A 23,729-nucleotide genomic window follows, 5' to 3' on the forward strand; every position below is an offset into this window, starting at 1 on the left:
ATGCCTTCTTTTATACCCTCTTATAAACTTTCATGCTGACTTGCGAAACTTAAATAAATAAAAAATTAGTTTTAAAAGCACATCACAAATCTAGGCAATAAAAAGTGAATTATCAAGCCTTTGCCATTGTTTTTTATGTTACTTCGCTACAAATCTGAAAATAAACCCGTAACTTTGCACCGATATCAACCGGATACTAACCGGTTTTAACCATTGAATAAACAATGTTTTCAACAAAATATTAATTAGTACCACTATGGAATACAATTTCAGGGAAATTGAAAAGAAATGGCAGAAAAGGTGGGTGGAAAACAAAACCTACCAAGTGACGGAAGACGAAACGAAGAAAAAATTCTATGTACTGAACATGTTCCCCTACCCTTCCGGTGCAGGATTGCATGTAGGTCATCCGCTAGGATACATCGCTTCAGATATTTACGCCCGCTACAAACGACTGCAAGGTTTCAATGTACTGAATCCCATGGGATATGATGCTTACGGCCTTCCAGCAGAACAATATGCCATACAAACGGGACAGCACCCTGCAATTACGACCGTCAACAATATCAACCGATACCGTGAACAGTTGGATAAGATAGGATTTTCCTTCGACTGGAACCGGGAAATCCGTACTTGCGACCCGGAATATTACCACTGGACACAATGGGCTTTCCAAAAGATGTTCAATAGCTACTACTGCAACGACCAGAAGCAAGCCCGTCCCATCCAGGAACTGATAGATGCTTTCCCAATATACGGAAACGAAGGATTGAACGCCGCATGCAGCGAAGAACTGCACTTCACTGCCGAAGAGTGGAATGCCAAAAGCGAAAAAGAACAGCAGGAAATCCTGATGAACTACCGCATCGCCTACTTAGGTGAAACGATGGTGAACTGGTGCCCACAGCTGGGAACCGTACTTGCCAACGACGAAGTGGTGGACGGCGTCAGCGAACGCGGTGGTTTCCCCGTTGTCCAGAAGAAGATGCGCCAATGGTGCCTTCGTGTATCTGCCTATGCACAACGCTTGCTGGACGGACTCGATACCATCGACTGGACCGATTCCCTGAAGGAAACACAGAAAAACTGGATAGGACGTAGCGAAGGTGCCGAAATACAATTCAAAGTGAAAGACAGCGATTTGGAATTCACTATCTTCACCACCCGTGCAGACACTATGTTTGGCGTTACCTTCATGGTTTTGGCTCCCGAAAGCGAACTGGTGTCGCAACTCACGACCGATGCACAGAAAGACGAAGTAAATGCTTATCTGGAACGCACCAAGAAGCGTACCGAACGTGAACGTATTGCCGACCGCAGCGTTACCGGCGTGTTTTCCGGAAGCTATGCCCTCAATCCCTTCACTGGTGAGGCTGTTCCTATTTGGATAAGCGACTATGTACTTGCCGGATATGGTACAGGAGCCATCATGGCTGTGCCTGCACACGACAGCCGTGACTATGCTTTTGCCAAGCACTTCGGCCTCGAAATCCGTCCGTTGGTAGAAGGCTGTGATGTAAGCGAAGAGAGCTTCGATGCCAAGGAAGGTATCGTATGCAACTCTCCACGCGAAGGCGTTACTTCCTATTGCGACCTTTCACTGAACGGGTTGACCATCAAGGAAGCGATTGCCGCTACCAAGAAATATGTGAAAGAGCATAACTTGGGACGTGTAAAGGTGAACTTCCGTCTGCGTGATGCCATTTTCTCACGCCAGCGCTATTGGGGCGAGCCGTTCCCGGTTTACTACAAAGACAACATGCCTTACATGATTGACGAAAGTGCCCTCCCCCTGGAATTGCCCGAAGTAGCCAAATTCCTGCCTACCGAAACCGGTGAACCTCCATTGGGACATGCCACAAAATGGGCTTGGGATACTGTGAACAAATGTGTTGTAGAAAACGAAAAGATAGACAACATCACCGTCTTCCCGCTGGAACTCAATACTATGCCCGGATTTGCCGGTTCAAGCGCCTATTATCTGCGTTACATGGACCCGCACAACAACCAGGCAATTGTAGATAAGAAAACAGATGAATACTGGCACAATGTAGACCTTTACGTAGGCGGCACCGAACATGCCACCGGCCACTTGATATACTCCCGCTTCTGGAATAAATTCCTGCACGACCTTGGCTTTTCCATAGCCGAAGAACCGTTCCAAAAGCTGGTGAACCAAGGTATGATTCAAGGACGGAGCAATTTTGTCTATCGCATCAAAGATACCAATACATTCGTATCCCTGAACCTGAAAGACCAGTACGACACTACCCCACTCCATGTGGATGTGAATATCGTGTCCAATGATGTCCTGAACCTTGAAGCTTTCAAAGCATGGCGTCCCGAATACGAAACCGCCGAGTTTATTCTGGAAGACGGCAAGTACATCTGCGGATGGGCTGTGGAGAAGATGAGTAAATCCATGTTCAATGTGGTCAATCCCGACATGATTGTCGAAAAATACGGTGCCGACACTCTCCGTATGTACGAAATGTTCCTGGGACCGGTAGAACAATCAAAGCCGTGGGATACGAACGGAATAGACGGTGTACACCGCTTCATCAAGAAGTTCTGGTCATTGTTCTACGACCGCAACGGCAATTATCTGGTAACGGATGAACCTGCCACCAAGGAAGAATTGAAATCCCTCCATAAACTAATCAAGAAAGTGACGGGAGACATCGAGCAATTCTCTTACAACACAAGTATCAGTGCTTTCATGATTTGCGTGAACGAGTTGTTCGGAATGAAATGCAGCAAGAAGGAAATCCTGAACCAGTTCATCATCGTTCTGGCTCCCTTTGCTCCGCATGTATGCGAAGAGTTGTGGGAGACACTAGGCAATGCAGAATCCGTATGCGATGCCAAGTGGCCGGTATACAACGAAGAATACTTGGTGGAAAATACGGTCAACTACACAGTTTCCTTCAACGGAAAGGCACGGTTCAACATGGAGTTCCCCGCAGATGCGGCATCGGATGCGATACAGACTGCCGTATTGGCCGACGAACGCTCTGAAAAATGGATGGAAGGCAAGACCATCGTCAAGGTAATCGTAGTGCCGAAGAAGATTGTAAACATCGTTGTAAAATAAATGAATAATGGATGATGAGTGAACCTATGACTCATCACTCATCATCCGTACCTGTAACTTTAATCAATATGAAGATTACAAAGCCAACCAAAGCGGAAGTGATGAGAGAAGTGAAGGATTATGTCTTCATTACTTTCGGACTCATCAGCTATGCCTTGGGATGGGTGGCGTTTCTGCTTCCCTACCAAATTACCACCGGAGGCACTACCGGTATCAGCGCCATCCTGTACTACGCCACGGGATTTCCCATCCAGTGGTCCTACTTCATCATTAATGCCGTGTTAATGACATTTGCCATCAAGATACTCGGTCCCCGATTCAGCATCCGCACCACGTTTGCCATCTTCGGACTGACATTTCTCCTTTGGATTTTTCAGGAACTGATGAAAGGGGCCGACGGAACACTCCCCCAGCTTCTGGGCGAAGGGCAGGACTTCATGGCTTGCCTGATAGGTGCGGCCATGTGCGGTACAGGATTGGGAGTAGTATTCAACAACAACGGAAGTACGGGAGGCACGGACATCATTGCCGCCATTATCAACAAATACAAGGACGTGACGCTGGGACGCATGATTATGGCTTGCGACGTTGTCATCATCAGTTCCTGCTATTTCATCTTCCACGACTGGCGACGGGTGATATTCGGTTTTGTAACCCTGTTTATCATAGGTTTTGTACTGGACTACATCATAAACAGCGCACGACAGTCCGTGCAATTCTTCATCTTCTCCAAAGAATACGACAAGATTGCCGACCGCATCACCAAGGAAACCCATCGTGGTGTAACAGTGCTCGACGGTACCGGCTGGTACAGTAAGCACAACGTGAAGGTACTCGTTGTCCTTGCCTACAAACGCCAATCGATAGAAATATTCAGGCTGGTGAAAGACATAGACCCGAACGCTTTCATCTCACAAAGCTCCGTCATCGGGGTATACGGAGAAGGGTTCGACCGGTTGAAAGTGAAATAGAGACTTGTATAGGTCACACAGGTATGAGGAGAACATGATATGAGAAAGAAATTTGTATTTGCCACCAACAATTCACACAAACTGGAAGAAGTGACCGACATCCTGGGAGAGAAGGTCGAACTTCTCAGCATGAAGGATATCAAATGTGATACTGATATTCCGGAAACTGCAGACACTCTTGAAGGAAATGCTTTGCTAAAAGCAAGATATATTTTCGATAACTATCATCTGGACTGTTTTGCCGATGATACCGGCTTGGAAGTGGAGGCTCTTGGCGGGGCACCGGGTGTATATTCCGCCCGTTATGCTGGCGATGCACACGATTCGGAAGCAAACATGAAGAAATTGCTGAAAGACATGGAGGGCATCAATAACCGGAAAGCACAATTCCGTACCGTATTTGCACTTATCATCGACGGAAAGGAACATCTGTTTGAGGGCATTGTGAAAGGAGAAATCGCAGAAAACAAAAAAGGCACTTCAGGCTTCGGCTACGATCCCATATTCATTCCCGAAGGATATACGCAGACTTTTGCCGAAATGGGGAATGAACTGAAGAATAAAATCAGTCACCGGGCATTGGCCACCGCTAAACTTTGCAGGTTCCTGATGAAATAAAGCCAAAGTACTCCCCCCTCCTCCCAGAAGGAGAATCGGGGGGAGTACCGGTGTTATAAGATGACGGAGGATTACAACCCCAGTTGAGCCGATATTTCCAACATCCTCTTGATCGGTTTCACTGCTTTTTCTGCAATCTCGGCATCCACCTTTATTTCCGGTGATTCGTTTTTCAAGCAATCATAAAGCTTTTCCAATGTATTCAGTCGCATGTAGCCGCATTCATTGCAGGCGCAAGTGCTGTCGTTGGGAGGAGCCGGAATAAACGTTGTCTGCGGGCATTGTTTCCGCATCTCGTGCAGGATACCGCTTTCGGTGGCCACGATATAGCTCTTTTCGGGATGCGTCACTGCATACTTCAACAAAGCTGCCGTAGACCCTACCACATCAGCCAGTTTCAAGACCGTACTCTTGCATTCGGGATGTGCCAGTACCACCGCATCGGGATGTTGCTGTTTTATTTCAACAATCTTTTCAACCGAGAATTCCTCGTGTACATGGCATGCGCCATTCCATAATAACATATTTCTTCCGGTAACGGAGTTGATATAATTGCCCAAGTTCCGGTCCGGTCCAAAGATTATTTTCTCATCTTTGGGGAAGCTTTCCACGATTTGCTTTGCATTGGTAGAAGTTACCACCACATCAGTCACCGCCTTTACGGCAGCCGTTGTATTCACATAGGATATCACCGTATATCCGGGATGCTCTTTGACAAACTGACTGAATTTGTCTGCCGGACAACTGTCTGCCAACGAACAGCCTGCCGCCATGTCGGGCACCAGTACCTTCTTGTCGGGACAAAGCACCTTTGCCGTTTCTCCCATGAAGTGCACACCGCACATCACGATAATGTCCGCTTCCGTCCGTGCCGCCCATTGTGCCAGAGCCAAGCTGTCGCCCACGTAATCGGCTATATCCTGTATCTCACCTTTCTGGTAGTAGTGTCCCAGAATAACTGCGTTCTTCTTCTGCTTCAACAGTCTGATAGCTTCTATAAGATTATCCATAATCATATTTTTTAATTTCTCTTTCTTCTTTAAAAATCTTTTGATAGTGATGATAGGCTGTTAATAGTGTGGACAAATAAATGTGATTTTTCTTGCCCATGAAGTTATTAGTATCAAGCCGAATTTTACCCTTATGCTTATAAACCGGAGTTTTGAGTTTTATCCGTTGATAATAAGACTTCTGTAAAACAGCATTAACATGTTGTTAATAATATGCAAAGTTAATAACTTTAGGGTTATAAATCGATGAAATCGGACTGAAAAATATGTTGAAGCAACCCTTGAAAGTTCTTCTTAACTTTTTTGGTTTGTTCGTTGCGGTATCGTGATATGCAGACCTTTGAATAATGCAAGGACTATTTTTAAAATTGTTTCCCTATTGTATCGACACCTTTTCAACGGTTATTAACCGGGATATAAACGGAAAGAAGTATCTTTGCAGTATCAATAGAAACAAAGGATATTGTTTTGTTTGACAGACGCTGGTGCCTGACGTGACAAAGTCCAGTATCTGTCAGATGATATATAAAGCATTGTATAATAAGATATAAAATAACATCGTCATGCGTAAACTGAAGATAATGGAACTGAATCGTATCAGCATAGAAGAATTTAAGGAAGCCGAAAAGCTACCTTTGGTGGTGGTATTGGATAATATCCGCAGTCTCCATAATATAGGTTCCGTCTTCCGTACCTCGGATGCTTTCCGCATTGAGTGCATCTATCTTTGTGGCATTACGGCTACCCCGCCCCATCCGGAGATGCACAAAACTGCCTTGGGAGCGGAATTCACAGTAGATTGGAAGTATGTTGATAACACTGTTGAAGCTGTTGACAACCTTAAGTCCGAAGGATATACGGTCTATTCCGTGGAGCAGGCAGAAGGCAGCGTGATGCTGGACGAACTGGTGCTTGACAAGACTGAAAAGTATGCCGTGGTAATGGGAAACGAAGTGAAGGGCGTCCAACAAGAGGTGATTGACCATTCGCACGGTTGCATTGAAATTCCCCAGTACGGTACGAAGCATTCGCTGAATGTATCGGTCACGGCAGGTATTGTCATCTGGGACTTATTCAAGAAACTGAGATAAGCCCTGTTTTCTTTATGTATGATATAACGGAATGCCATAATCAGCAGTATTAACAAGCTTGTTGATAAGCTGTCAATATATCGTGTTTATTCCATCCATGGATGGAATAATTAGGTGGAAACGGGAAAGAGAATGAACAACGGTTTATTTGGTTATTAACAGTATTTATTTATTGATAATCAGTTGTTTGTTGTGATGTGTTTTCCTGTTACCAACAATATTTTCAACAGATTGCAAAATAATCCGGAAGAAGGGTTACTGTCTTTTTATTATTTATGCGAATCAGTAGTTGAACCCTGTTCATAACGCTTCCGGCAAGGAAGCAGATGTTAAGCTATCGACCTTTAACTCTTGAGTCCGAAGGGCGATAACTTCTTCTACTCCCTTTAACTCCCTTAGATGAACGAAAGAGCCACGTCTGTTCTGTAATTTATCTTACGGCATATACCTGATGTTTTCCTATAATTTTGTATATTTGCCGTATATATATAAAAATCATACCAGTATGAAAAAGATAATATCTTCATGGATAGGCATCTTTGTAGGTTGTACTATTCTGGCGGCAGGTTTCGTGTATTTTATCAATCCTTACAATCTTGTTCCCGGAGGGGTGTATGGAGCCAGTATCGTGCTTCATAACTTGTTTCCTTCCATTCAGGTAGGTACGTTCGGTTATATGTTTGATATTCCTTTGCTGATAATTTCCGTATTGGTATTGGGAGCGAAACTTGGAGCACGTACCATCGTGGCGGCACTTTTCACTCCGCTTGCCATGAATGTGCTGTCTTTCCTCTCCTATCCTTCCGAGGAAGCGCTCCACCGGTTGGACCCTACGCAGTTGTTGGGCGGAAGTCTGGATATGTCAGACCATTTGATGTTGACTTCCGTGATTGGTGCGGTGGTCATTGGGGTGGGCTGTGGCATCGTAGTGCGTAGCCAGGCTACTACAGGGGGCACGGACATCGTGGCGATGATATTGCAGAAATACTGTCATATACGTTTTTCGAAGGCGATATTGCTGGTAGATGGCATTGTGGTGGGTTTCGGGCTGCTGGTTATCGGTTTCGGCATCGGCAATCCGGATGACGCCACGCAACCCTCGTGGCACTTGTCTTTTTATTCGCTCATTGCCATTTTTGTTACTTCGAGGGTATTGGCATACGTGATAAACGGCGAGAAGAACGACAAGATACTGTTTGTGATCAGTGACATGCAGCTTACTGCCTTGCACGATTATATTCTGAAGGATTTGGACCGTACGGCCACTTGCATTAAGAGCAGCGGTCTTTATACCAAGGCGGACAAGCAAATGTTGTTTCTTGTGGTAAGCTACAAGGAAGTGATAGGCATCAAGCAGAAGATAAGGGAAGTGGATCCTAAGTCTTTTGTGGTGGTTACCGATGCGTACGATGCCTTTGGCGAAGGATGGAAAGAACTTCCGATGGTAGGGGAGGTGCAACCCGAATAAGCGGAGTAATCAACAATTGGTTCATTCTGTTATCAACAATTGTTTTCTTTGTAAATCAGCGTGTTATATTTTGTTTCTTTACATTTGTAACAATGTTGTCAACATGTATGAGATTCAGATGAGCTCTTTTTTAAGAGCCACAGCTTGGGTTATCAGAGATTATCAAAGCTGCCCGCTTTCCACCATCAGTATCACCCGTTCGGTCAGTGCATCCTCTCCCATGGGGTCGTATTGCTTTTTCAGGCTGGCACCGAAGAGTGCGGCGAAAGTCTGGTAGAAACCGGCTTTGAAAGGGCCCATGAATGCTTTCACCAGTTCATATCCGGTGGAGCGGGTCTGTCGGTCTACCAGTTTTATCAACAGTTTGCCCTGGGCAAAGGTCAGCTTCTTCATGCGGGGAGTGTACTGCTCCTTCAAGCTTTTCTCTACTGCTTTCATGTGTTTCTGGCGGGCTTTTTCGGTGGGCAGGGTCATCATGTATTCGTAGGTTTCGATGATGGCACGGTTAATCTCCTTGGAAATGGGAAGTACCTTCTTTACGTCACGGATGAGTTTGTAGTACTTGTTCATGTCGCGCTTGTTCTTGAACCTGAGCGGCTTGAAGATGTAGACAGTGGGGAGCTTGACATAAGGGATGGTATCTCCTTCGTGAACGCACATGGGAGTAAGATAGACACTCTTTTGTGCAGCAGGCCGAGGTTGTTGCTGCGCAAAGCATTTCAGGCTTCCGAGAGAAAGAAACATGATGAGTATTACTATGTTAAGCCTTGCGTTCATGTTGCAAAAGTACACCATTCTGTGTAATGTTGTTGCATTATGTTGATTTTTCCTTGCTCAATTAACTTATTTAAGGTAACTTCGCTTCCCAAAACATGAAAATGACCTACTATTAATGGAATTACTCAAGATAGGAGTTTTTGTAAGTATGCTGTCAATGACTCCTATGCTTGAAGCTCAAAATACATCCAGCCTTCAGAAAGAACAGCCTTTGCTTCTTTTGGAAGAAAATCTGGAACAACTTTCCATCGGGAATGAGGAAGAATACGGTTGGGAAGATGAATTGGAGGAGTTGTCCCGACGTCTGCAAGAGCCTGTCAACCTCAATGCCGCCACTAAACGGCAATTGGAGCAGTTTCCTTTTCTTACGGATATACAGATAGAGAATCTTCTGGCTTATGTCTATATACACGGACAGATGCAGACCATTTATGAATTGCAGCTGGTGGAGGAGATGGATAAACGTACCATCGACCTACTGCTGCCCTTTGTCTGTGTGCGGGCAGTGAAAGCGGGTAGGGGGTATCCTGCTTTAAAATCTATACTGAAATACGGGAAACACGAAACATTGGCACGGTTGGACGTGCCGTTCTATATCCGTAAAGGATACGAAAAGAATTACCTGGGACCTTCCCCTTACCATTCTTTGCGCTATGGTTTTCATTACGGAGATTATCTTCAGATAGGCATGACGGGAGAGAAGGATGCCGGAGAACCTTTCTTTGCCCTGCACAACGGAAAAGGCTATGATTACTATTCTTTCTATTTTCTGATAAAGAATCTGGGAAGGCTGAAGGCTTTGGCATTGGGCAATTACCGTCTGAGCTTCGGGCAGGGACTGGTACTCAGTACGGATTTCCGTTTAGGAAAAACATTCTCTATGTCTACGGCAGAGTATCGTACCGGAGGCATCCGTAAGCATAGTTCTACTGATGAGTACAATTATTTCCGGGGAGCGGCGGCAACGGTGGGAGTATTGCCTTACTTGGATATTTCGGCTTTCTATTCGCATCGCTCCATGGACGGTGTGGTGGAGGATGGCGAGATAACTTCCATTTACAAGACGGGATTGCATCGCACGCAGAAGGAGGCAGATAAGATGAATGCCTTTGCCTTGCAGGTAATAGGTGGAAACATGACCTATGAAAAGAATTCTCTGAAGGTGGGAGTAACGGGGATTTACTATTTTTTCAACCGTCCTTACGAGCCTCGGTTGAACAAGTATGCAAAGTACAATCTTCATGGAAGTGATTTCTATAACGTGGGCATGGATTATAGGTATCGTCTGGGCCGTTTTGTCTGGGTGGGGGAAGCGGCAACCGGCAGTAAAGGCTATGCGTTGCTGAACCGGCTGAAGTATAATCTTTCTTCCGATTATCATCTGCTACTTGTTCATCGGTATTATTCATATGATTATTGGACTTTGTTTGGGCGTTCCTTTGGCGAAAGCAGTATGCCGCAGAATGAGAACGGATGGTATCTGGCAGCAGAGGCCACACCTTTCGCCCGTTGGAAGTTTTTCGCTTCACTGGATATGTTTTCTTTTCCTTGGTGGAAATACCGTATCAGCAAGTCTTCAAAGGGAGCGGATGCCATGTTTCAGGTTACTTATACTCCTCGAAAGAGCCTTTCGATGTATTTTAATTATCGGTACAAACAGAAAGAAAGAGACGTGACGGGTACAAGCGGTACAGTTATCGAACCTATCTATCACCATAAACTCCGTTATCGGTTGACCTATATGGCGGGAAGATATATCTTTCGTACTACAATAGATTATAACCACTTCCGCCAGCAGGATGGGGAAGGGTATCGCTTTGATAGACGGCAAGGTTATCAGTGTACTCAACTTTGCTCGTACACTTTCCCCTTCCCTCTGTCGGTTTCCGTGCAGGGAACTTGGTTTCATACGGACGATTACGATTCGCGTGTTTACGCCTCCGAGCGTGGATTGTTATATACTTTCTATACCCCTTCCTTCTATGGCAAAGGATTCCGTTACTCCACTCATCTGCGATATGATTTGAGTAAGAACTTCATGTTTCTTGCCAAGTTCGGACAGACGGTTTATCAGGATAGGCAGACGATTGGTTCGGGCAATGATGAGATACCGGGAAATAGGAAAGCGGACTTGCAGATGCAACTGCGTATCAAGTTTTAGAAACTGTTTTAATTTTATTTTTCAGGTTGCTCAGAAGAAAACTGAAATAAAATTAAAACAGTTTTTTAGAGCCTTCTCTTTATCTGTCACTTTCTTCCAGCATGGAAATTTCATTTACAGTCTTTCCGAATATCTCTGATATTTTCAATGACAGCAAGATGGAAGGGACATACTTTCCCGATTCTATGGCATTGATGGTTTGCCGGCTCACTCCTATGGCTTCAGCCAATTGCTGTTGGGTCATATGCTTGATGGCTCTTTCTACCCTTATTGTATTAGTCATTGTTGCTCCTCCTAAATTTATAAAGTTCAATGTTGTACTTTATGATGAACAGAAACAATATCATAAACAAGTCTATGAATACAAAATTAAGATATTGCATGTCATAAATCAGCATAGTGCATACTATCAGTAGGGAATACGCTGTTATGGTAGCCCAGATAAGAGAGTTTGAACGAATATTGGCAATGCATTCATCTTCGTCCTTTTCTTTTGAGAAAGCTATGAACAAGAGTGAAGCCGTAAGCCCTATCATACTCAACTCGTCGAATAAAGAGTTCTTGATAATACCCCAGGGAATTACTGACAACGCGTTTACCTTCAATCAATCTTCATTGCTGCCGTCGAAGAGGCAGATGAAGGACGTGATGGCGAATGGGACAAATAAACACCAACCTATCTTTCTGAAAGTGGTTGGAAATAAATAGTTCTTTCTCATAATACTATACATTTAGATGTCTGTAAATGTAATGTATGCTTTACATATAAACAAGTAAAACATATAAAATGTAATGTATAGTTTACTTTTATAGCATAAAATCTATGCTTTATAAAGGGAATATTTTCTTTTATGGGTAAACTTTTGCAAGCCGAACATTGCCAGATACCATAGTTTTCACTTAACTTTGGAGCGGTAAGATTGTTTAAGCATTAATCAAACCGTAAATCGTCAAATCATAAATAGTATGACTGTCATTTATCCATCTCCCATATTCGGTCCCGTTCATTCTCGCCGTCTGGGAGTATCTTTGGGAATAAATTTATTGCCGGCAGACGGCAAAGTATGCACCTTCGACTGTATTTATTGTGAATGTGGTTTCAATGCCGACTATCGTCCCAAACAGCCGTTGCCTACGCGCGAAGAAGTCCGTTCGGCCCTTGAAGCCCGCCTGCGGGACATGCAGCAAAACGGGCCTACACCGGATGTACTGACTTTTGCCGGTAATGGAGAACCGACGGCACATCCTTGTTTTCCCGAAATCATAGAAGATACACTTGCCTTGCGCGACAACTATTTTCCGAATGCAAAGGTGAGCGTACTGAGCAATTCTACCTTTATCCATCGTCCTGCCGTATTTGAGGCTTTAAACAAGATTGACAACAACATCCTTAAACTGGATACGGTGGATGAAGAGTATGTCCGTGTACTTGACCGTCCTGCCGGACATTATTCCATCCGGAAGATTATAGAAGGAATGAAAGCGTTCAAAGGGAACTGCATTATCCAGACCATGTTTCTCAAAGGAAGTTATAAAGGACAGGATATGAATAATACATCCGATAAATTTGTTCTTCCCTGGCTGGAAACTGTCAAGGAGATTGCTCCCCGTCAAGTGATGATTTATACCATCGACCGTGAAACGCCCGACCATGATTTGCAGAAGGCCACTCATGAGGAACTGGATCGCATTGCGGAACGGATACGGGAAACGGGTATACCGGTAAGTGTTTCTTATTAATAATATGCTAATGAAATCAATAGCAATTAAAGATGTAAGCGAGAGCTTCTTCTGAGTGATAGGCAAAGAGTGGATGCTGGTTACGAAGAACATTTCAACAAGATGTCTGGGTAAAGGAATAACTCCTTTACCACAGTTTCAAGTCATACTCGGTTTCCACCTTTTCTTCTATTTCATCCGGAAGGGCGGGGAAGAAGTCGATACCTGTAATCCGTTCTACTTCGTCCACTGTATTGACGTAGCTGTCCAACGGATGATTGCCCGACGCATTCTTATAAATGAAGCCGATGGCTTTGGGGGGATTGCTGTCTGCACACAGAACGACCTTGAAGAATGCTTCGGGCACTGTAATCTTGTGCTTCTTGCCGATGGTGCGGTGACGTTGGTCATAGAGAATAGGACCGCATACGATGTATATCCTGCCTTCTTCTTGTGCCCAACGGCGGCATGACTCTTCCAGTTCTTTCCAGTCGCCACGGTTCAGATTGTGATTCTGCGGGCAAATGTTTGTCATGTAGAAGCTCTCTTGCATGGCTTTCCAGTGCCAGCGGTTGTCACCGGCAGGACACATGTGTCCGCGGTCCATGCCGGCTCCCTTGTAATCGTCGGTGGTTACCGCCTCGTCTTCTGGCAAGTCGGGGTCGGGGAGGAACTTGTCTGTGCGGCTTTCACGCTCCACCAGCTTCTCGGGAGTGAGTTCCCAGGCTACCCAGTTGGGTATTTTCAACTCCTTGTTGTAGGATACTGTGTATCCTTTCCGATACAGTATCTGTTCGGTGGCATGTTTCAATTTAGCCGGTATTTCCAGTTTTGTTCCATTGGCAGCATGGAACGGCGTGGCCTCTTTTTTTGTATCTTGTTTTTCGGACGTATGCTGTGTGCTACTTTGTTCTTCTCTGTGTTTTTCATACACGGTTTGTCGTATAGGTTCGTAAACCAAGCATACCAAGACTATAAATATCAGTAGATAATTTATTTTTAGGGGTTGTTTCTTTTTCTTTCTTCTTACCATATTGTTTTTAGGAGGTGTCAAGTTGTCTGAATCAGAATTATATTCCGCTCTTTCTTTTTTCAGTGCAAAGATATGTTTTTAAATGCTTTTTACGATTATAATCGTTACCTTTGTTGTTGTCGAACCAATAATGAGGAATAAATGATTATGGGAAGTGAAGGATTGCGCGAGCGTTATGTGAACCCTTATACTGATTTTGCTTTTAAACTATTGTTTGGCACGGAGCTGAACAAAGAGTTGCTCATCAGTTTCTTGAATGCATTGTTGCCTGGCGAACAGATAATTACGGATGTCACCTATTTGAATACCGAACATCTGGGGACGCAAGAGCGTGATCGGCGGGCAGTGTTCGACATCTATTGTGAGAACAACCGAGGGGAGAAATTCTTGGTAGAGATGCAAAAAGGAGAACAAGCTTTCTTCAAGGAACGTAGCATCTATTATGCCACGTTTCCCATTCGTGAGCAAGCCGTTAAGGGACAGGATTGGGACTATGGCCTGAAAGCAGTCTATACCATAGGTATCTTGAACTTCATCTTCAGCGATGATTCCGGTATTGATCAATTTTATCACGAAGTGAAGCTTGCCGATGTACATACAAAGAAAGTGTTTTATGACAAGTTGACGTTCATCTATCTGGAAATGCCCAAATTCAATAAGGAGGAACATGAACTGGAAAGCATGTTTGATAAATGGATGTTTGTACTGCGTAATCTCTCGCGTCTGATGGATCGTCCTCAGGCGCTTCAAGAGCGCGTGTTCGAACGTTTGTTCCGCGCTGCTGAGATAGCAAACTTCAATAAAGTGGAGTTGATAGAATATGAAGATAGTTTGAAGAATTATCGTGACTGGTACAGCGTGATAAAAACGGCTGAGCAGAAAGGGTTGGAGTTAGGCATAGCAAAAGGTATAGAGCAAGGTATAGAGCAAGGTATAGAGCAAGGCATAGAGCAAGGCATAGAGCAAGGCATAGAGCAAGGCATAGAGCAAGGATTACAGCAAGGATTACAGCAGGGATTACAGCAGGGGTTAGCCGAAGGCAAATTAGAAAAACAAAAAGAGATAGCCCGAAACATGAAGCAGATGGGGCTGGCAACAGAAATAATAGCCGGAACCACCGGACTTCCTGTAGATGAGATAAGAAATCTATAATTTCATCGGTGCAAGCTTGAGGAAGAGGCTGCCTCAAAATAGAATTTGAGAATTGAAAGACTTCTGGATTGAAACTGCAAGCAGAAAAAATCCCTCTATTTTGTCCTTATATAAACTAAGGGCTAAAATAGGGGGATTTTCGTACTCTAACTTATGATTTATAAATTAGGATGTTTCGATTTTTTTATTTTGAGACAGTTCCCTTTATAACAACTTCTTGGCCCTTTCCAGTGCTACATTTATATTCGGACAGATATTTTCTTCACCCAACAGCTCATAGAAGCTAGATTTCTGTAATACTTTATGTACCTTTTCGTTGACACCGGAGAGCACGATGGTTATTTTTTCCTTTTGAGACATCTCGCAAAGGCTGGTCAAGTTGTGAATACCCGTAGAGTCGATGAACGGGACTTTGCGCATGCGGATGATACGTACTTTGGGGCGGTCGCCCAACTGTGCCATGGTTTCTTCGAACTTGGTGGCGATGCCGAAAAAGTAGGGACCGTTTATCTCGTACACTTCCACACCTTCTGGGATTATCAGGTGTTCTTCATGGCTGGCAATGTCCGTTTCAGAATTAGGGTCTATTTCATCCTTGATGACGGATATTTCGGTAGTCTCCATGACACGGCGCATAAACAGCACGCAGGCAATCACCAAGCCCACTTCAATGGCAATGGTCAGGTCGAAGATGACGGTCAGGAAGAAAGTAATCAGCAGTACCGTGACATCCGATTTAGGATTCTTCAATAATGCCTTGAACGTGCGCCAGCCACTCATGTTATAGGATACTATGACCAGTACACCCGCCAGGCAGGCCATCGGTATATACTGTGCCAGCGGCATGAGGAACAGCAGGATGAGCAGCAATACCACCGCATGCACCATGCCGGCTACGGGAGTTTTCCCTCCATTGTTGATGTTTGCCATGGTACGTGCAATGGCTCCGGTGGCAGGTATGCCGCCAAACAGCGGAGTAGCCATGTTGGCAACACCCTGGGCTATCAATTCTGTGTTGGAGTCGTGCTTGTCACTGATTACACCGTCGGCCACGGTGGCAGACAGCAGAGACTCGATGGCACCCAGTACGGCGATTGTGATGGCGACGGGGAACAGATTCTTTATCGCTTCCCAGTCCAGGGCAGGCATCACGGCTTCAGGCAGTTCGGCACGGATGCTGAAACGGTCGCCGATGGTATCGATGCAGTCGATGCCTCCATACGTCTTCATCAGCCAGACGGCTACTGTCACCACGATGATGGCAATGAGCGAACCCGGAATCTTTTTCGAGAACCGGGGAGTAATGGCGATGATAAAGATACTTATGATACTTACAAGTGTATTCCACCAGTTGATTGTATCGAAGTGTTGGAAATAAATTATCCATTTTCCTACAAAGTCTCCCGGAACCTTCTCGCCTCCGAACGTCAGTCCGAAGATATCGGCAATCTGCGTGGTGAAGATGGTGACGGCAATACCGCTTGTGAAACCTACGATGATGGGATAAGGGATGAACTTGATGACGGCTCCCAGCTTGAACACTCCCAGCAGGATAAGCAGTACGCCTGCCATCAGTGTGGCGACAATCAGCCCCGATTCACCATATTGCTGGATGATGCCATAAATGATGACGATGAACGCACCGGTCGGTCCTCCAATTTGCACCTTGCTTCCTCCCATCAGGGAGATGATGAAACCGGCTATGATAGCCGTAATGATACCTTTCTCCGGTGATACGCCGGAGGCGATGCCGAATGCAATGGCCAGCGGAAGGGCAACGATACCTACGATGATACCTGCCATCAAGTCTGCCATGAATAGTTCTTTTGAGTAATTTTTTAAAGCCGTGTATAGCTTTGGTCTGAATTCGAACGCTTTCATTATAATCTACTTTTTTTATATGTTTCTTATACAGAATGTAATGTACATGTTGCAAATTGCCTGCAAAAGTAGATAAAATAATGGATATTAGTGAACACAACTATGATGTATTTTGTTTTGTTTATCAGATATGTGCTGTTAATTATGTCTGTAATGCCTTTTCGGATTATCGCTGGAGATAACTTCTTTCTATAAGACGATAGGTAGATTTGATGAGGCAAAAGTGTGGCTGCTTTAAACTAAATTCATAATTTTGTGTTATTTATAAACAAGACGAACGATATTTATACGTAATTACATTAACTAATAAAAAAAAGAAACTATGGCTAAGAGTGTTAAAGGAACTCAGACAGAGAAGAATCTGCTGACTTCATTCGCCGGTGAATCACAAGCAAGAATGCGCTACACTTATTTTGCAAGTGCGGCTAAAAAAGAAGGTTACGAACAGATTGCTGCTATCTTTACGGAGACAGCCGACCAGGAAAAGGAGCATGCAAAACGTATGTTCAAGTTCTTGGAAGGTGGCATGGTAGAGATTACAGCCAGCTATCCTGCCGGTGTTATCGGCACTACGCTGGAAAATCTTCAGGAAGCTGCTGCCGGTGAGCACGAAGAATGGTCGTTGGACTATCCCAAGTTTGCTGACATTGCAGAACAGGAAGGTTTTCCTGAAATTGCTGCCATGTACCGCAACATCTCTATTGCCGAGAAGGGACACGAGGAACGCTACCGGGCTTTTATCCGGAATATAGAGACTGCCAGTGTATTTGCCAAGGAAGGCGAAGTGGTATGGCAGTGCCGCAACTGTGGTTTCATCTATACCGGTAAGGAAGCCCCCGAGGTTTGCCCGGCTTGCTTGCATCCGCAGGCTTACTTCGAAGTAAAGAAGTCAAACTATTGATGATAATTTCCTCATAGAGAGAACAAAGTCCCGCAGAGCGAAAGCAAGCTCTGCGGGGCTTTTTGTTTGCTGTGACAGTCATATAGCTTGTAGCTGCACATTTGCTGCAGCGTCACTGCAAACAAATTGCAGTGCGACTGCAAAACTGTTGCAGTGCTGCTGCAAATCAGTTGCAGTGCTGCTGCAAACCGGTATGCAGTGACGCTGCAAAAAGTATGCAGTCGTTTTGCAGTGGCTGTACAGTACGACAGCAAGCTGTGTATGGCGATGCTGCAGCGGGCAGAGAAGGATTAATAGCCGGTTGTTGGAGATGTAGGGGGATTAATGGTTGCTTGGAACACTATTGAAAGTGCTTCATAACTGTTGGCAGCATCGGTTATTTCAAGCAGTTTCTCCCAGTTGGCTACCGGTTCCGTCTTGTGGTTGATGCGTTTTTCGGCTTTTATTCTTAATGTTCCGTCTTCAGTGGTGGCTTGGACAATGAAAGCGCCGCAGTCGTTTTCTACTTTTACGTTCAGTCTTTCCAGGCCTTCGGGAGAAATTCGATAACCTTCCGGCAGATTGACTGTGATGTCCCATTGGTAACAACGGGGCATCTCCCAATAAATGTCCTCCTTGCGCAGGCGTTGTTCGCCTTTCAGCTCTGGCTGTGACCCTATCAACCGACCTACGGAGAGAACAAAGTTTGTACCCGCTTTCTTTACGTATCCGTCCAGTACATAGTCCACTTGATAGGCAAGTGCCGCACTGTCTGCCCGGTTTCCGATGCTGAAAAGCTGGTAGCCGAGGAGTGTTTCCAGTCCTTCTTCCGAGCCATGATAACCGATGATTTCATTGCGGTAACGCTCTTTCTCCTGCTCCCGTTCACGGCGGTAACTTTCGCGCAGGTCGGCATGGAATTTTTCTTTGGTTTCGTCGTAGATAGTGGCTGTAATACCCAGTTGGCGACGAATGGAGTTGTAAAGGTCCTCGTCCATAATGAGGTAGGGTTGGAAGTGTTCTTTCAGAGCACCGCTCATCTCTTCCCGGCGACTGATGTGGAGAGTGGTGCCGCTTATAGAAGCGTTTATGGTAGCCATATCCCGGTTGTCTTGGGGAATGGCAGAGGGAAGGGTAAGGCATGTGTTGTCTTCCAGTATGGCTTCTTCGCCTTGCAGGCTGGCAGGCACTTCACCGGGAACAGCATAGCAGGCCGGTGGAGTATAGTATTTTCCGTTGGCCTCCAGATAGATAAACCAAGTGGTATTGCTGTAGTTGATGAGCTGGTCCAAAGGCTCCCGGGTATCTTTGGTCGTGATTCCTGTCCGGTGGGGAATACCTGCTTTTTCCAGAAGTTCGTGCATCAGCAGGATGAAACTGGCGGGAGTATAGTCTGCACCGTTTTCCATATACCGGTAATAGCAGTATTGGTAGAGGTAGTCCATCAGTTTCTTATCGCTCCATCCTTCGGCTTGACGGGCTTTGAGGGCTTTGGATATTTCGCCTTTCCGTCCGCTGCGCAGACCAGACCAGTTGGTGCCGGGAGCCTTCATGGAGGCACGTGTGTCATCTGTCATCAGCTTCGGATTGGGGTTGGCATATAGTCCGGGTTTACGGGCGCTGGGTGGCATCCAGGCATAGGGTGTCTTGCTGTTGTAGATGTACATCAGAATCATGGGCGTTTGCCGGGCACTGTTGTACCAGAAGTCGGGAATGACACGTCCGGAATCTCCGGTATGCAAGTCGAGAATATGGTTTCCTTCGGTATCGGTACTGTGGTCGAAGTCCCTTGCTCCGTTCAGGCAACGGTAGAAAGTGCTCAGCTTCGGGTCTATTTCGCAATGGATGGAATAGGCAAGCAGAGGATAGCTGTCCATAAAGTAAAAGCCGAAAGGTTCGGGGTTCTGGTTGTTCAGTATGGTGTATCGTACGAAGAACAAGTCGATGATGTCTCCGGTTTCCAGTCCGGGTACGGCCAGCTTGTTCCATTTTTCTTGGACGTTGCGACTGCTTGGAAAGCCGCTTTCATCGGTTTCCATGTACTCTTGCGGGTCTATTTCCTTGACTGTTCCGTCCGGTTTGATGCTGCGTACGCCCAGTATCCGCTGTTGTTCGTTGTGGGTGTAGCGTTCTTTTTTCTGGGAAAGGAAGCTGAACTGTGACATCTCTTCCAGCGCACTTTGGCTGTTGATGTATACCATTTGGCGGTAGATGCTGCGGTAGGTTATCTGTTGTTTGGTCAGTCCCATTCCCCACCAGTCCAACTTGGTTTTCCGGGTTACCTCCAGACGGCTGTGTGCGGCAAGGATAACGGCAGGTTCGTTTCTGTATTTCTCGGGTACAGTCATATTTTTAAAGTCGGGCAGGTTCAGCGACCATACTTCATTGCGTACTTCGCTTACGAGCGCAGCATATTTGTCTTCTTCCTTTTGGGCATTCAGTCCCGAAGTGGCAAGTAACATCAGCAGTAGTAGGAAAGAACGTGTTGTTTTCATGGTGATGGCGTTTTATGTTCAATTATTTGTTTAAAGGGTGCTTTGCCGGATTACTATCTGTTCGTTGCAGGCTTTTTTCCATTGTCGCAGGGCATCATTCCAAGCAGGGATAAGAGCAAGTGGAATACGTTTTCTGCGTATCTCCATCACTTTTCGGAAGTGGATATATCCTGTTCCGGCGCGGTAGGAGCAACTGAGGATGCCCTGATTCGTTTCAATGTGAAAGTCTGCAGGCAAATAGGACACGGCATATCCTTGTGGAATATCAATCGTTACCTCGCGTACAATACGGCATCTCCGCGGCAGTAGGTAATCCTGCTTGCGGCGGGTGGTGTCAATGGGCTGGTGGAAGAAATCTTCGTGCGGGTCTGCTTCGAGGCAGTACTCTCCATCGGCCGATTGTACGGCAGCGGTATTGTTTATCTGATTGTTTAGCAGGTCTGTCTGCTTCTCCTTGGGGGTGTCATGGTAGAGACTGAGCAGGTATTCCTTGTATTCGCCCGTACTTACGCGGGTGGCGGTGCCTTTCAGGGTAGGGGGATTGCTGTCCGTCATCAAGCGATAGTGATAATTGAGACTGTCCGTAGAGGCGGAGGCATCCTGCTGGGGAAGAATCAGTATCAGGCAGCTGTCTCCGTTTTCTACCAGTGCTTTTCGGCCTTGTATACCTTGGGGGATGTCTTCGGGCGGTAGGTATCGGTAGGTGGCATCCAGGCAATATCTTTTCCCTTGATGGAAAAGAAGGCAGAAGGCATGGTTGATGGCAGCCAGTGTCGGCACTTCGTCGGGAGAACTGGCGATGTCGTCCGTACCGATATAGGCCATTCGGGCATCGAATCCTTGGGCTTTCAGCAATGTGCGCAGCAGGAGTGCCATTCCCTTGCAGTCGCCGTAACGCTTGCGCAGCACTTCGGCAGGCCGGTCGGGCCGATGTCCTGCCAATCCGTTTTCAAAGGCGATGTAGCGTATGTTCTGCTGTACGTAGGCATAGGTGCGGCGTATCTTCTCCAGTTCATCGGTGCATCCGGCAGTAATTTCATTCGTCAGCATTTCGACTTGGGGGAGAGTGCAGTCCACCTCGGCCAGTCCGTTCAGCCAGCGGTACATGGCCTGTACATCGGCAAAGGGACCGGTCACCAGCAGATGGGGATAGAGGCAGTTGTCTGCGGGAGCAGCTTCTTCCTTTCGGGTGGCAGGCACTCCTTTTAAGGTGTAGACAAAAAGGGAATCCCCTTCCTTATTCACGCTCTTTTCACACCGGATGCCGGGACCGAAGTTCTTCTCCACCAACCGGAAACGGGACAGTGCGGCAGGAATGGTGACGGTGATACGTTTCTTGCGGATGAAGTATTCCTCCGGAAAGTAGATGCGTGTAAAGTAGCGCAGGTCATGGAAGGTACGGCTAAACTGTACGGCCGCCTTTTTCCCCTGCCGGCTTAGGGAGAGGTTGAAGTAGCAGATACGGGTATCGTCGAAGAATACATTTTCCGGTGTGGCATGGCGGTGGATGGCTTTGGGGGCAAGTACTCCCTTAGCTTTGGCTTCGTCCAGAGAGATGAATTCGCCATAGAACATATGAGGTTGTACGGTAGCTCCCATTCGTGAAGCTTCATATTCGGTCTTTCGGGTGTTTTGTACGATGGGGTTGTTTCCCGGGCCTTCTTTAAAAACATAGCTGTCTTCACAGCAGTTGATGATGATATTGTCGTCCATCGTCTGACTGTAGAGACAGCTTGAGAAAATATACAAAAAAATGAAAGAGAAATATTGTTTCTTCATGATGGAGAGGATTTATGTTTATTTCCCGGCGTGCGGATAGTCTATCGTGTAGTGCAGTCCGCGGCTTTCCTTGCGCTCCATGGCTTGCTTGGTTATCAGATACCCTACGTTTATCATGTTGCGCAGTTCGCACAGTTCGCGGGTGGCTTTGCTCCGCTTGAAAAGGGCTTCCGTCTCCTCATAGAGGATGTCCAGACGGTTCCAGGCGCGTGTCAGCCGGGTATTGCTTCGGACAATGCCTACGTATGCCTCCATAATCTGGTTCACTTCCTTCATGCTTTGAGTGATGAGGACGCGCTCTTCGGTGGAGATGGTGCCTTCGTCGTTCCATTCGGGGATATCTTCGTTAAAGTCATAACGTTCCAATACGCTCAGCGCGTGTTTGGCTGCCGCGTCGGCATAAACCACGGCTTCAATCAGTGAATTGCTTGCCAGGCGGTTGCCGCCATGCAGTCCGGTGCACGAGCATTCGCCTATGGCGTACAGACGGCGGATGCTGGACTGCCCGTCCAGGTCGACCTTGATGCCGCCGCATAGATAATGGGCGGCGGGGGCCACCGGTATATATTCCTTTGTAATGTCTATGCCGATGCTGAGGCATTTCTTGTATATGTTCGGGAAGTGCTTCTTGGTTTCTTCGGGGTCTTTGTGGGTGACGTCCAGATACACATGGTCTTCACCGCGCTGTTTCATTTCGTTGTCGATGGCACGTGCCACGATGTCACGCGGGGCCAGCGAGAGTCGCGGGTCATACTTCTGCATGAATTCCTTTCCGTCTTTGGTGCGCAGCACGCCGCCATAACCGCGCATGGCTTCGGTGATGAGGAACGAGGGGCGGTCTCCCGGGTGGAAAAGGGCTGTAGGATGGAACTGGATGAATTCCATGTCCTTCACTGCTCCCTTGGCACGGTATACCATGGCAATGCCGTCTCCCGTGGCCACCAGCGGATTGGTGGTGTGGCGGTAAACGGCTTCGCAACCGCCCGTTGCCATGATGGTGACTTTGGAAAGGAAGGTGTCCACCTCGCCCGTCGCTTCGTTCAGCACGTAGGCACCGTAGCACTTGATGCCGGGAGTGTGGCGGGTCACGATGATTCCCTGATGATGCTGGGTGATGATTTCCACGGCGTAGTGGTCGGTCAGTACGGTGATGTCGGGATGCTGCTTTACGGCTTCAATGAGGCTTGTCTGTATTTCTGCGCCCGTATTGTCCTTATGGTGGAGGATACGGAATTCGGAGTGGCCGCCTTCCTTGTGCAGGTCAAATTCTCCGTTCTCCTTCTTGTCGAAGTTCACTCCCCATTTGATAAGCTCCTCGATTTGTCCGGGGGCATTGCGCACCACCTTCTCTACGGCTTCACGGTCGCTGATCCAGTCACCCGCAATCATAGTATCTTCTATATGCTTTTCAAAGTTGTCTACGGCCAGATTGGTGACAGAGGCGATACCTCCTTGTGCAAAATAAGTGTTTGCCTCTTCCAAACCTGCCTTGCAGATGAGGGCTACTGTTCCTTTATGCGCTACCTTCAGCGCAAAACTCATACCGGCAAGTCCGGAGCCGATAACGAGAAAATCGAACTTTCTTACCATAGGTTTTGTG

At 46.4% G+C, this 23,729-nt stretch carries 19 protein-coding genes; 10 read left to right on the top strand and 9 right to left on the bottom strand.

What is annotated here, in order from left to right:
- The first annotated feature begins 256 nt into the window (after positions 1-256).
- The 3 genes from leuS to E5355_RS02940 all read left to right on the top strand — a co-directional run bounded on the left by leuS (position 257) and on the right by E5355_RS02940 (position 4,683).
- Positions 257-3,094, top strand: a complete 2,838-nt coding sequence (leuS, locus tag E5355_RS02930; RefSeq protein WP_136009120.1) for a leucine--tRNA ligase — start codon at positions 257-259, stop codon at positions 3,092-3,094.
- 68 nt (positions 3,095-3,162) lie between these two features.
- On the top strand, positions 3,163-4,065 hold the full coding sequence (locus E5355_RS02935; protein ID WP_168354264.1) for a YitT family protein: 903 nt from the start codon (positions 3,163-3,165) through the stop codon (positions 4,063-4,065).
- A 39-nt stretch (positions 4,066-4,104) separates the two neighbouring features.
- On the top strand, positions 4,105-4,683 hold the full coding sequence (locus E5355_RS02940) for a non-canonical purine NTP diphosphatase (protein ID WP_136009121.1): 579 nt from the start codon (positions 4,105-4,107) through the stop codon (positions 4,681-4,683).
- A 71-nt stretch (positions 4,684-4,754) separates the two neighbouring features.
- Here the strand turns inward: E5355_RS02940 and nadA are convergent, their stop codons facing one another.
- Positions 4,755-5,693, bottom strand: a complete 939-nt coding sequence (gene nadA / locus E5355_RS02945) for a quinolinate synthase NadA (RefSeq protein ID WP_246866878.1) — start codon at positions 5,691-5,693, stop codon at positions 4,755-4,757.
- A 563-nt stretch (positions 5,694-6,256) separates the two neighbouring features.
- Here nadA and E5355_RS02955 point away from each other — a divergent pair.
- Complete coding sequence (locus E5355_RS02955; RefSeq protein ID WP_136009123.1) at positions 6,257-6,784, top strand: RNA methyltransferase; 528 nt, start codon at positions 6,257-6,259, stop codon at positions 6,782-6,784.
- 505 nt (positions 6,785-7,289) lie between these two features.
- A complete protein-coding gene (locus E5355_RS02960; protein ID WP_136009124.1) occupies positions 7,290-8,252 on the top strand; it encodes a YitT family protein in 963 nt (320 codons plus the stop codon).
- 162 nt (positions 8,253-8,414) lie between these two features.
- Here the strand turns inward: E5355_RS02960 and E5355_RS02965 are convergent, their stop codons facing one another.
- On the bottom strand, positions 8,415-9,047 hold the full coding sequence (locus E5355_RS02965; RefSeq protein ID WP_136009125.1) for a DUF4294 domain-containing protein: 633 nt from the start codon (positions 9,045-9,047) through the stop codon (positions 8,415-8,417).
- A 97-nt stretch (positions 9,048-9,144) separates the two neighbouring features.
- Between E5355_RS02965 and E5355_RS02970 the strand changes: the two genes are divergently transcribed.
- Positions 9,145-11,190 carry a helix-hairpin-helix domain-containing protein gene (locus E5355_RS02970; protein ID WP_136009126.1) on the top strand — a complete coding sequence of 682 codons (2,046 nt, stop codon included), beginning with the start codon at positions 9,145-9,147 and terminating at the stop codon, positions 11,188-11,190.
- A 79-nt stretch (positions 11,191-11,269) separates the two neighbouring features.
- Here E5355_RS02970 and E5355_RS02975 read toward each other — a convergent pair whose 3' ends face one another.
- Together E5355_RS02975 and E5355_RS02980 are read right to left on the bottom strand one after the other, a co-directional pair.
- Positions 11,270-11,473, bottom strand: a complete 204-nt coding sequence (locus E5355_RS02975) for a helix-turn-helix transcriptional regulator (RefSeq protein ID WP_136009127.1) — start codon at positions 11,471-11,473, stop codon at positions 11,270-11,272.
- On the bottom strand, positions 11,466-11,780 hold the full coding sequence (locus tag E5355_RS02980) for a hypothetical protein (protein WP_246866879.1): 315 nt from the start codon (positions 11,778-11,780) through the stop codon (positions 11,466-11,468). The genes E5355_RS02975 and E5355_RS02980 overlap by 8 nt, the downstream gene beginning before the upstream one ends.
- 376 nt (positions 11,781-12,156) lie before the next feature.
- On the opposite strand from E5355_RS02980, the gene E5355_RS02985 reads away from it, so the two are divergent.
- On the top strand, positions 12,157-12,930 hold the full coding sequence (locus tag E5355_RS02985) for a radical SAM protein (protein WP_136009128.1): 774 nt from the start codon (positions 12,157-12,159) through the stop codon (positions 12,928-12,930).
- Positions 12,931-13,057: 127 nt separating this feature from the next.
- Here E5355_RS02985 and E5355_RS02995 read toward each other — a convergent pair whose 3' ends face one another.
- Entirely contained in the window at positions 13,058-13,942 is an 885-nt protein-coding gene (locus E5355_RS02995; protein WP_136009129.1) for a DNA/RNA non-specific endonuclease, read from the bottom strand.
- A gap of 147 nt (positions 13,943-14,089) precedes the next feature.
- Here E5355_RS02995 and E5355_RS03000 point away from each other — a divergent pair, with 147 nt between their 5' ends.
- Positions 14,090-15,094, top strand: coding sequence for an Rpn family recombination-promoting nuclease/putative transposase (locus tag E5355_RS03000; protein ID WP_136009130.1), 1,005 nt, complete (start codon positions 14,090-14,092; stop codon positions 15,092-15,094).
- Positions 15,095-15,298: 204 nt separating this feature from the next.
- On the opposite strand, the gene E5355_RS03005 is transcribed toward E5355_RS03000, so the two are convergent.
- Positions 15,299-16,975, bottom strand: a complete 1,677-nt coding sequence (locus E5355_RS03005; protein ID WP_136009131.1) for a SulP family inorganic anion transporter — start codon at positions 16,973-16,975, stop codon at positions 15,299-15,301.
- 322 nt (positions 16,976-17,297) lie between these two features.
- Between E5355_RS03005 and rbr the strand changes: the two genes are divergently transcribed.
- Positions 17,298-17,876: a rubrerythrin gene (rbr, locus tag E5355_RS03010; protein ID WP_136009132.1), complete on the top strand. Its 579-nt coding sequence runs from the start codon at positions 17,298-17,300 to the stop codon at positions 17,874-17,876.
- Between the two features lie 126 nt (positions 17,877-18,002).
- Positions 18,003-18,170, top strand: a complete 168-nt coding sequence (locus E5355_RS19320; protein ID WP_168354266.1) for a hypothetical protein — start codon at positions 18,003-18,005, stop codon at positions 18,168-18,170.
- Here the strand turns inward: E5355_RS19320 and E5355_RS03015 are convergent.
- From E5355_RS03015 to nadB, 3 genes are read right to left on the bottom strand one after another with little or no spacing between them, the layout of a single operon-like run.
- Entirely contained in the window at positions 18,167-20,350 is a 2,184-nt protein-coding gene (locus tag E5355_RS03015) for a DUF3857 domain-containing protein (protein ID WP_136009133.1), read from the bottom strand. The two genes, E5355_RS19320 and E5355_RS03015, sit on opposite strands and share 4 nt — an antisense overlap.
- Positions 20,351-20,380: 30 nt before the next feature.
- A complete protein-coding gene (locus tag E5355_RS03020) occupies positions 20,381-22,129 on the bottom strand; it encodes a transglutaminase domain-containing protein (protein WP_136009134.1) in 1,749 nt (582 codons plus the stop codon).
- Between the two features lie 18 nt (positions 22,130-22,147).
- The gene (nadB, locus tag E5355_RS03025) at positions 22,148-23,719 is read right to left on the bottom strand and encodes an L-aspartate oxidase (protein ID WP_136009135.1); all 1,572 of its coding nucleotides are present in this window, start codon (positions 23,717-23,719) and stop codon (positions 22,148-22,150) included.
- Between the last annotated feature and the right edge of the window lie 10 nt (positions 23,720-23,729).

This window comes from Bacteroides muris (ex Afrizal et al. 2022), from assembly GCF_004793475.1.
Lineage (GTDB): Bacteria > Bacteroidota > Bacteroidia > Bacteroidales > Bacteroidaceae > Bacteroides > Bacteroides muris.

Bases quoted from the DNA above. Each gene is read 5' to 3' on its own strand.
- leuS (WP_136009120.1), top strand. From the start codon at position 257: ATGGAATACAATTTCAGGGAAATTGAAAAGAAATGGCAGAAAAGGTGG.
- E5355_RS02935 (WP_168354264.1), top strand. From the start codon at position 3,163: ATGAAGATTACAAAGCCAACCAAAGCGGAAGTGATGAGAGAAGTGAAG.
- E5355_RS02940 (WP_136009121.1), top strand. From the start codon at position 4,105: ATGAGAAAGAAATTTGTATTTGCCACCAACAATTCACACAAACTGGAA.
- nadA (WP_246866878.1), bottom strand. From the start codon at position 5,693: ATGGATAATCTTATAGAAGCTATCAGACTGTTGAAGCAGAAGAAGAAC.
- E5355_RS02955 (WP_136009123.1), top strand. From the start codon at position 6,257: ATGCGTAAACTGAAGATAATGGAACTGAATCGTATCAGCATAGAAGAA.
- E5355_RS02960 (WP_136009124.1), top strand. From the start codon at position 7,290: ATGAAAAAGATAATATCTTCATGGATAGGCATCTTTGTAGGTTGTACT.
- E5355_RS02965 (WP_136009125.1), bottom strand. From the start codon at position 9,047: ATGGTGTACTTTTGCAACATGAACGCAAGGCTTAACATAGTAATACTC.
- E5355_RS02970 (WP_136009126.1), top strand. From the start codon at position 9,145: ATGGAATTACTCAAGATAGGAGTTTTTGTAAGTATGCTGTCAATGACT.
- E5355_RS02975 (WP_136009127.1), bottom strand. From the start codon at position 11,473: ATGACTAATACAATAAGGGTAGAAAGAGCCATCAAGCATATGACCCAA.
- E5355_RS02985 (WP_136009128.1), top strand. From the start codon at position 12,157: ATGACTGTCATTTATCCATCTCCCATATTCGGTCCCGTTCATTCTCGC.
- E5355_RS02995 (WP_136009129.1), bottom strand. From the start codon at position 13,942: ATGGTAAGAAGAAAGAAAAAGAAACAACCCCTAAAAATAAATTATCTA.
- E5355_RS03000 (WP_136009130.1), top strand. From the start codon at position 14,090: ATGGGAAGTGAAGGATTGCGCGAGCGTTATGTGAACCCTTATACTGAT.
- E5355_RS03005 (WP_136009131.1), bottom strand. From the start codon at position 16,975: ATGAAAGCGTTCGAATTCAGACCAAAGCTATACACGGCTTTAAAAAAT.
- rbr (WP_136009132.1), top strand. From the start codon at position 17,298: ATGGCTAAGAGTGTTAAAGGAACTCAGACAGAGAAGAATCTGCTGACT.
- E5355_RS03015 (WP_136009133.1), bottom strand. From the start codon at position 20,350: ATGAAAACAACACGTTCTTTCCTACTACTGCTGATGTTACTTGCCACT.
- E5355_RS03020 (WP_136009134.1), bottom strand. From the start codon at position 22,129: ATGAAGAAACAATATTTCTCTTTCATTTTTTTGTATATTTTCTCAAGC.
- nadB (WP_136009135.1), bottom strand. From the start codon at position 23,719: ATGGTAAGAAAGTTCGATTTTCTCGTTATCGGCTCCGGACTTGCCGGT.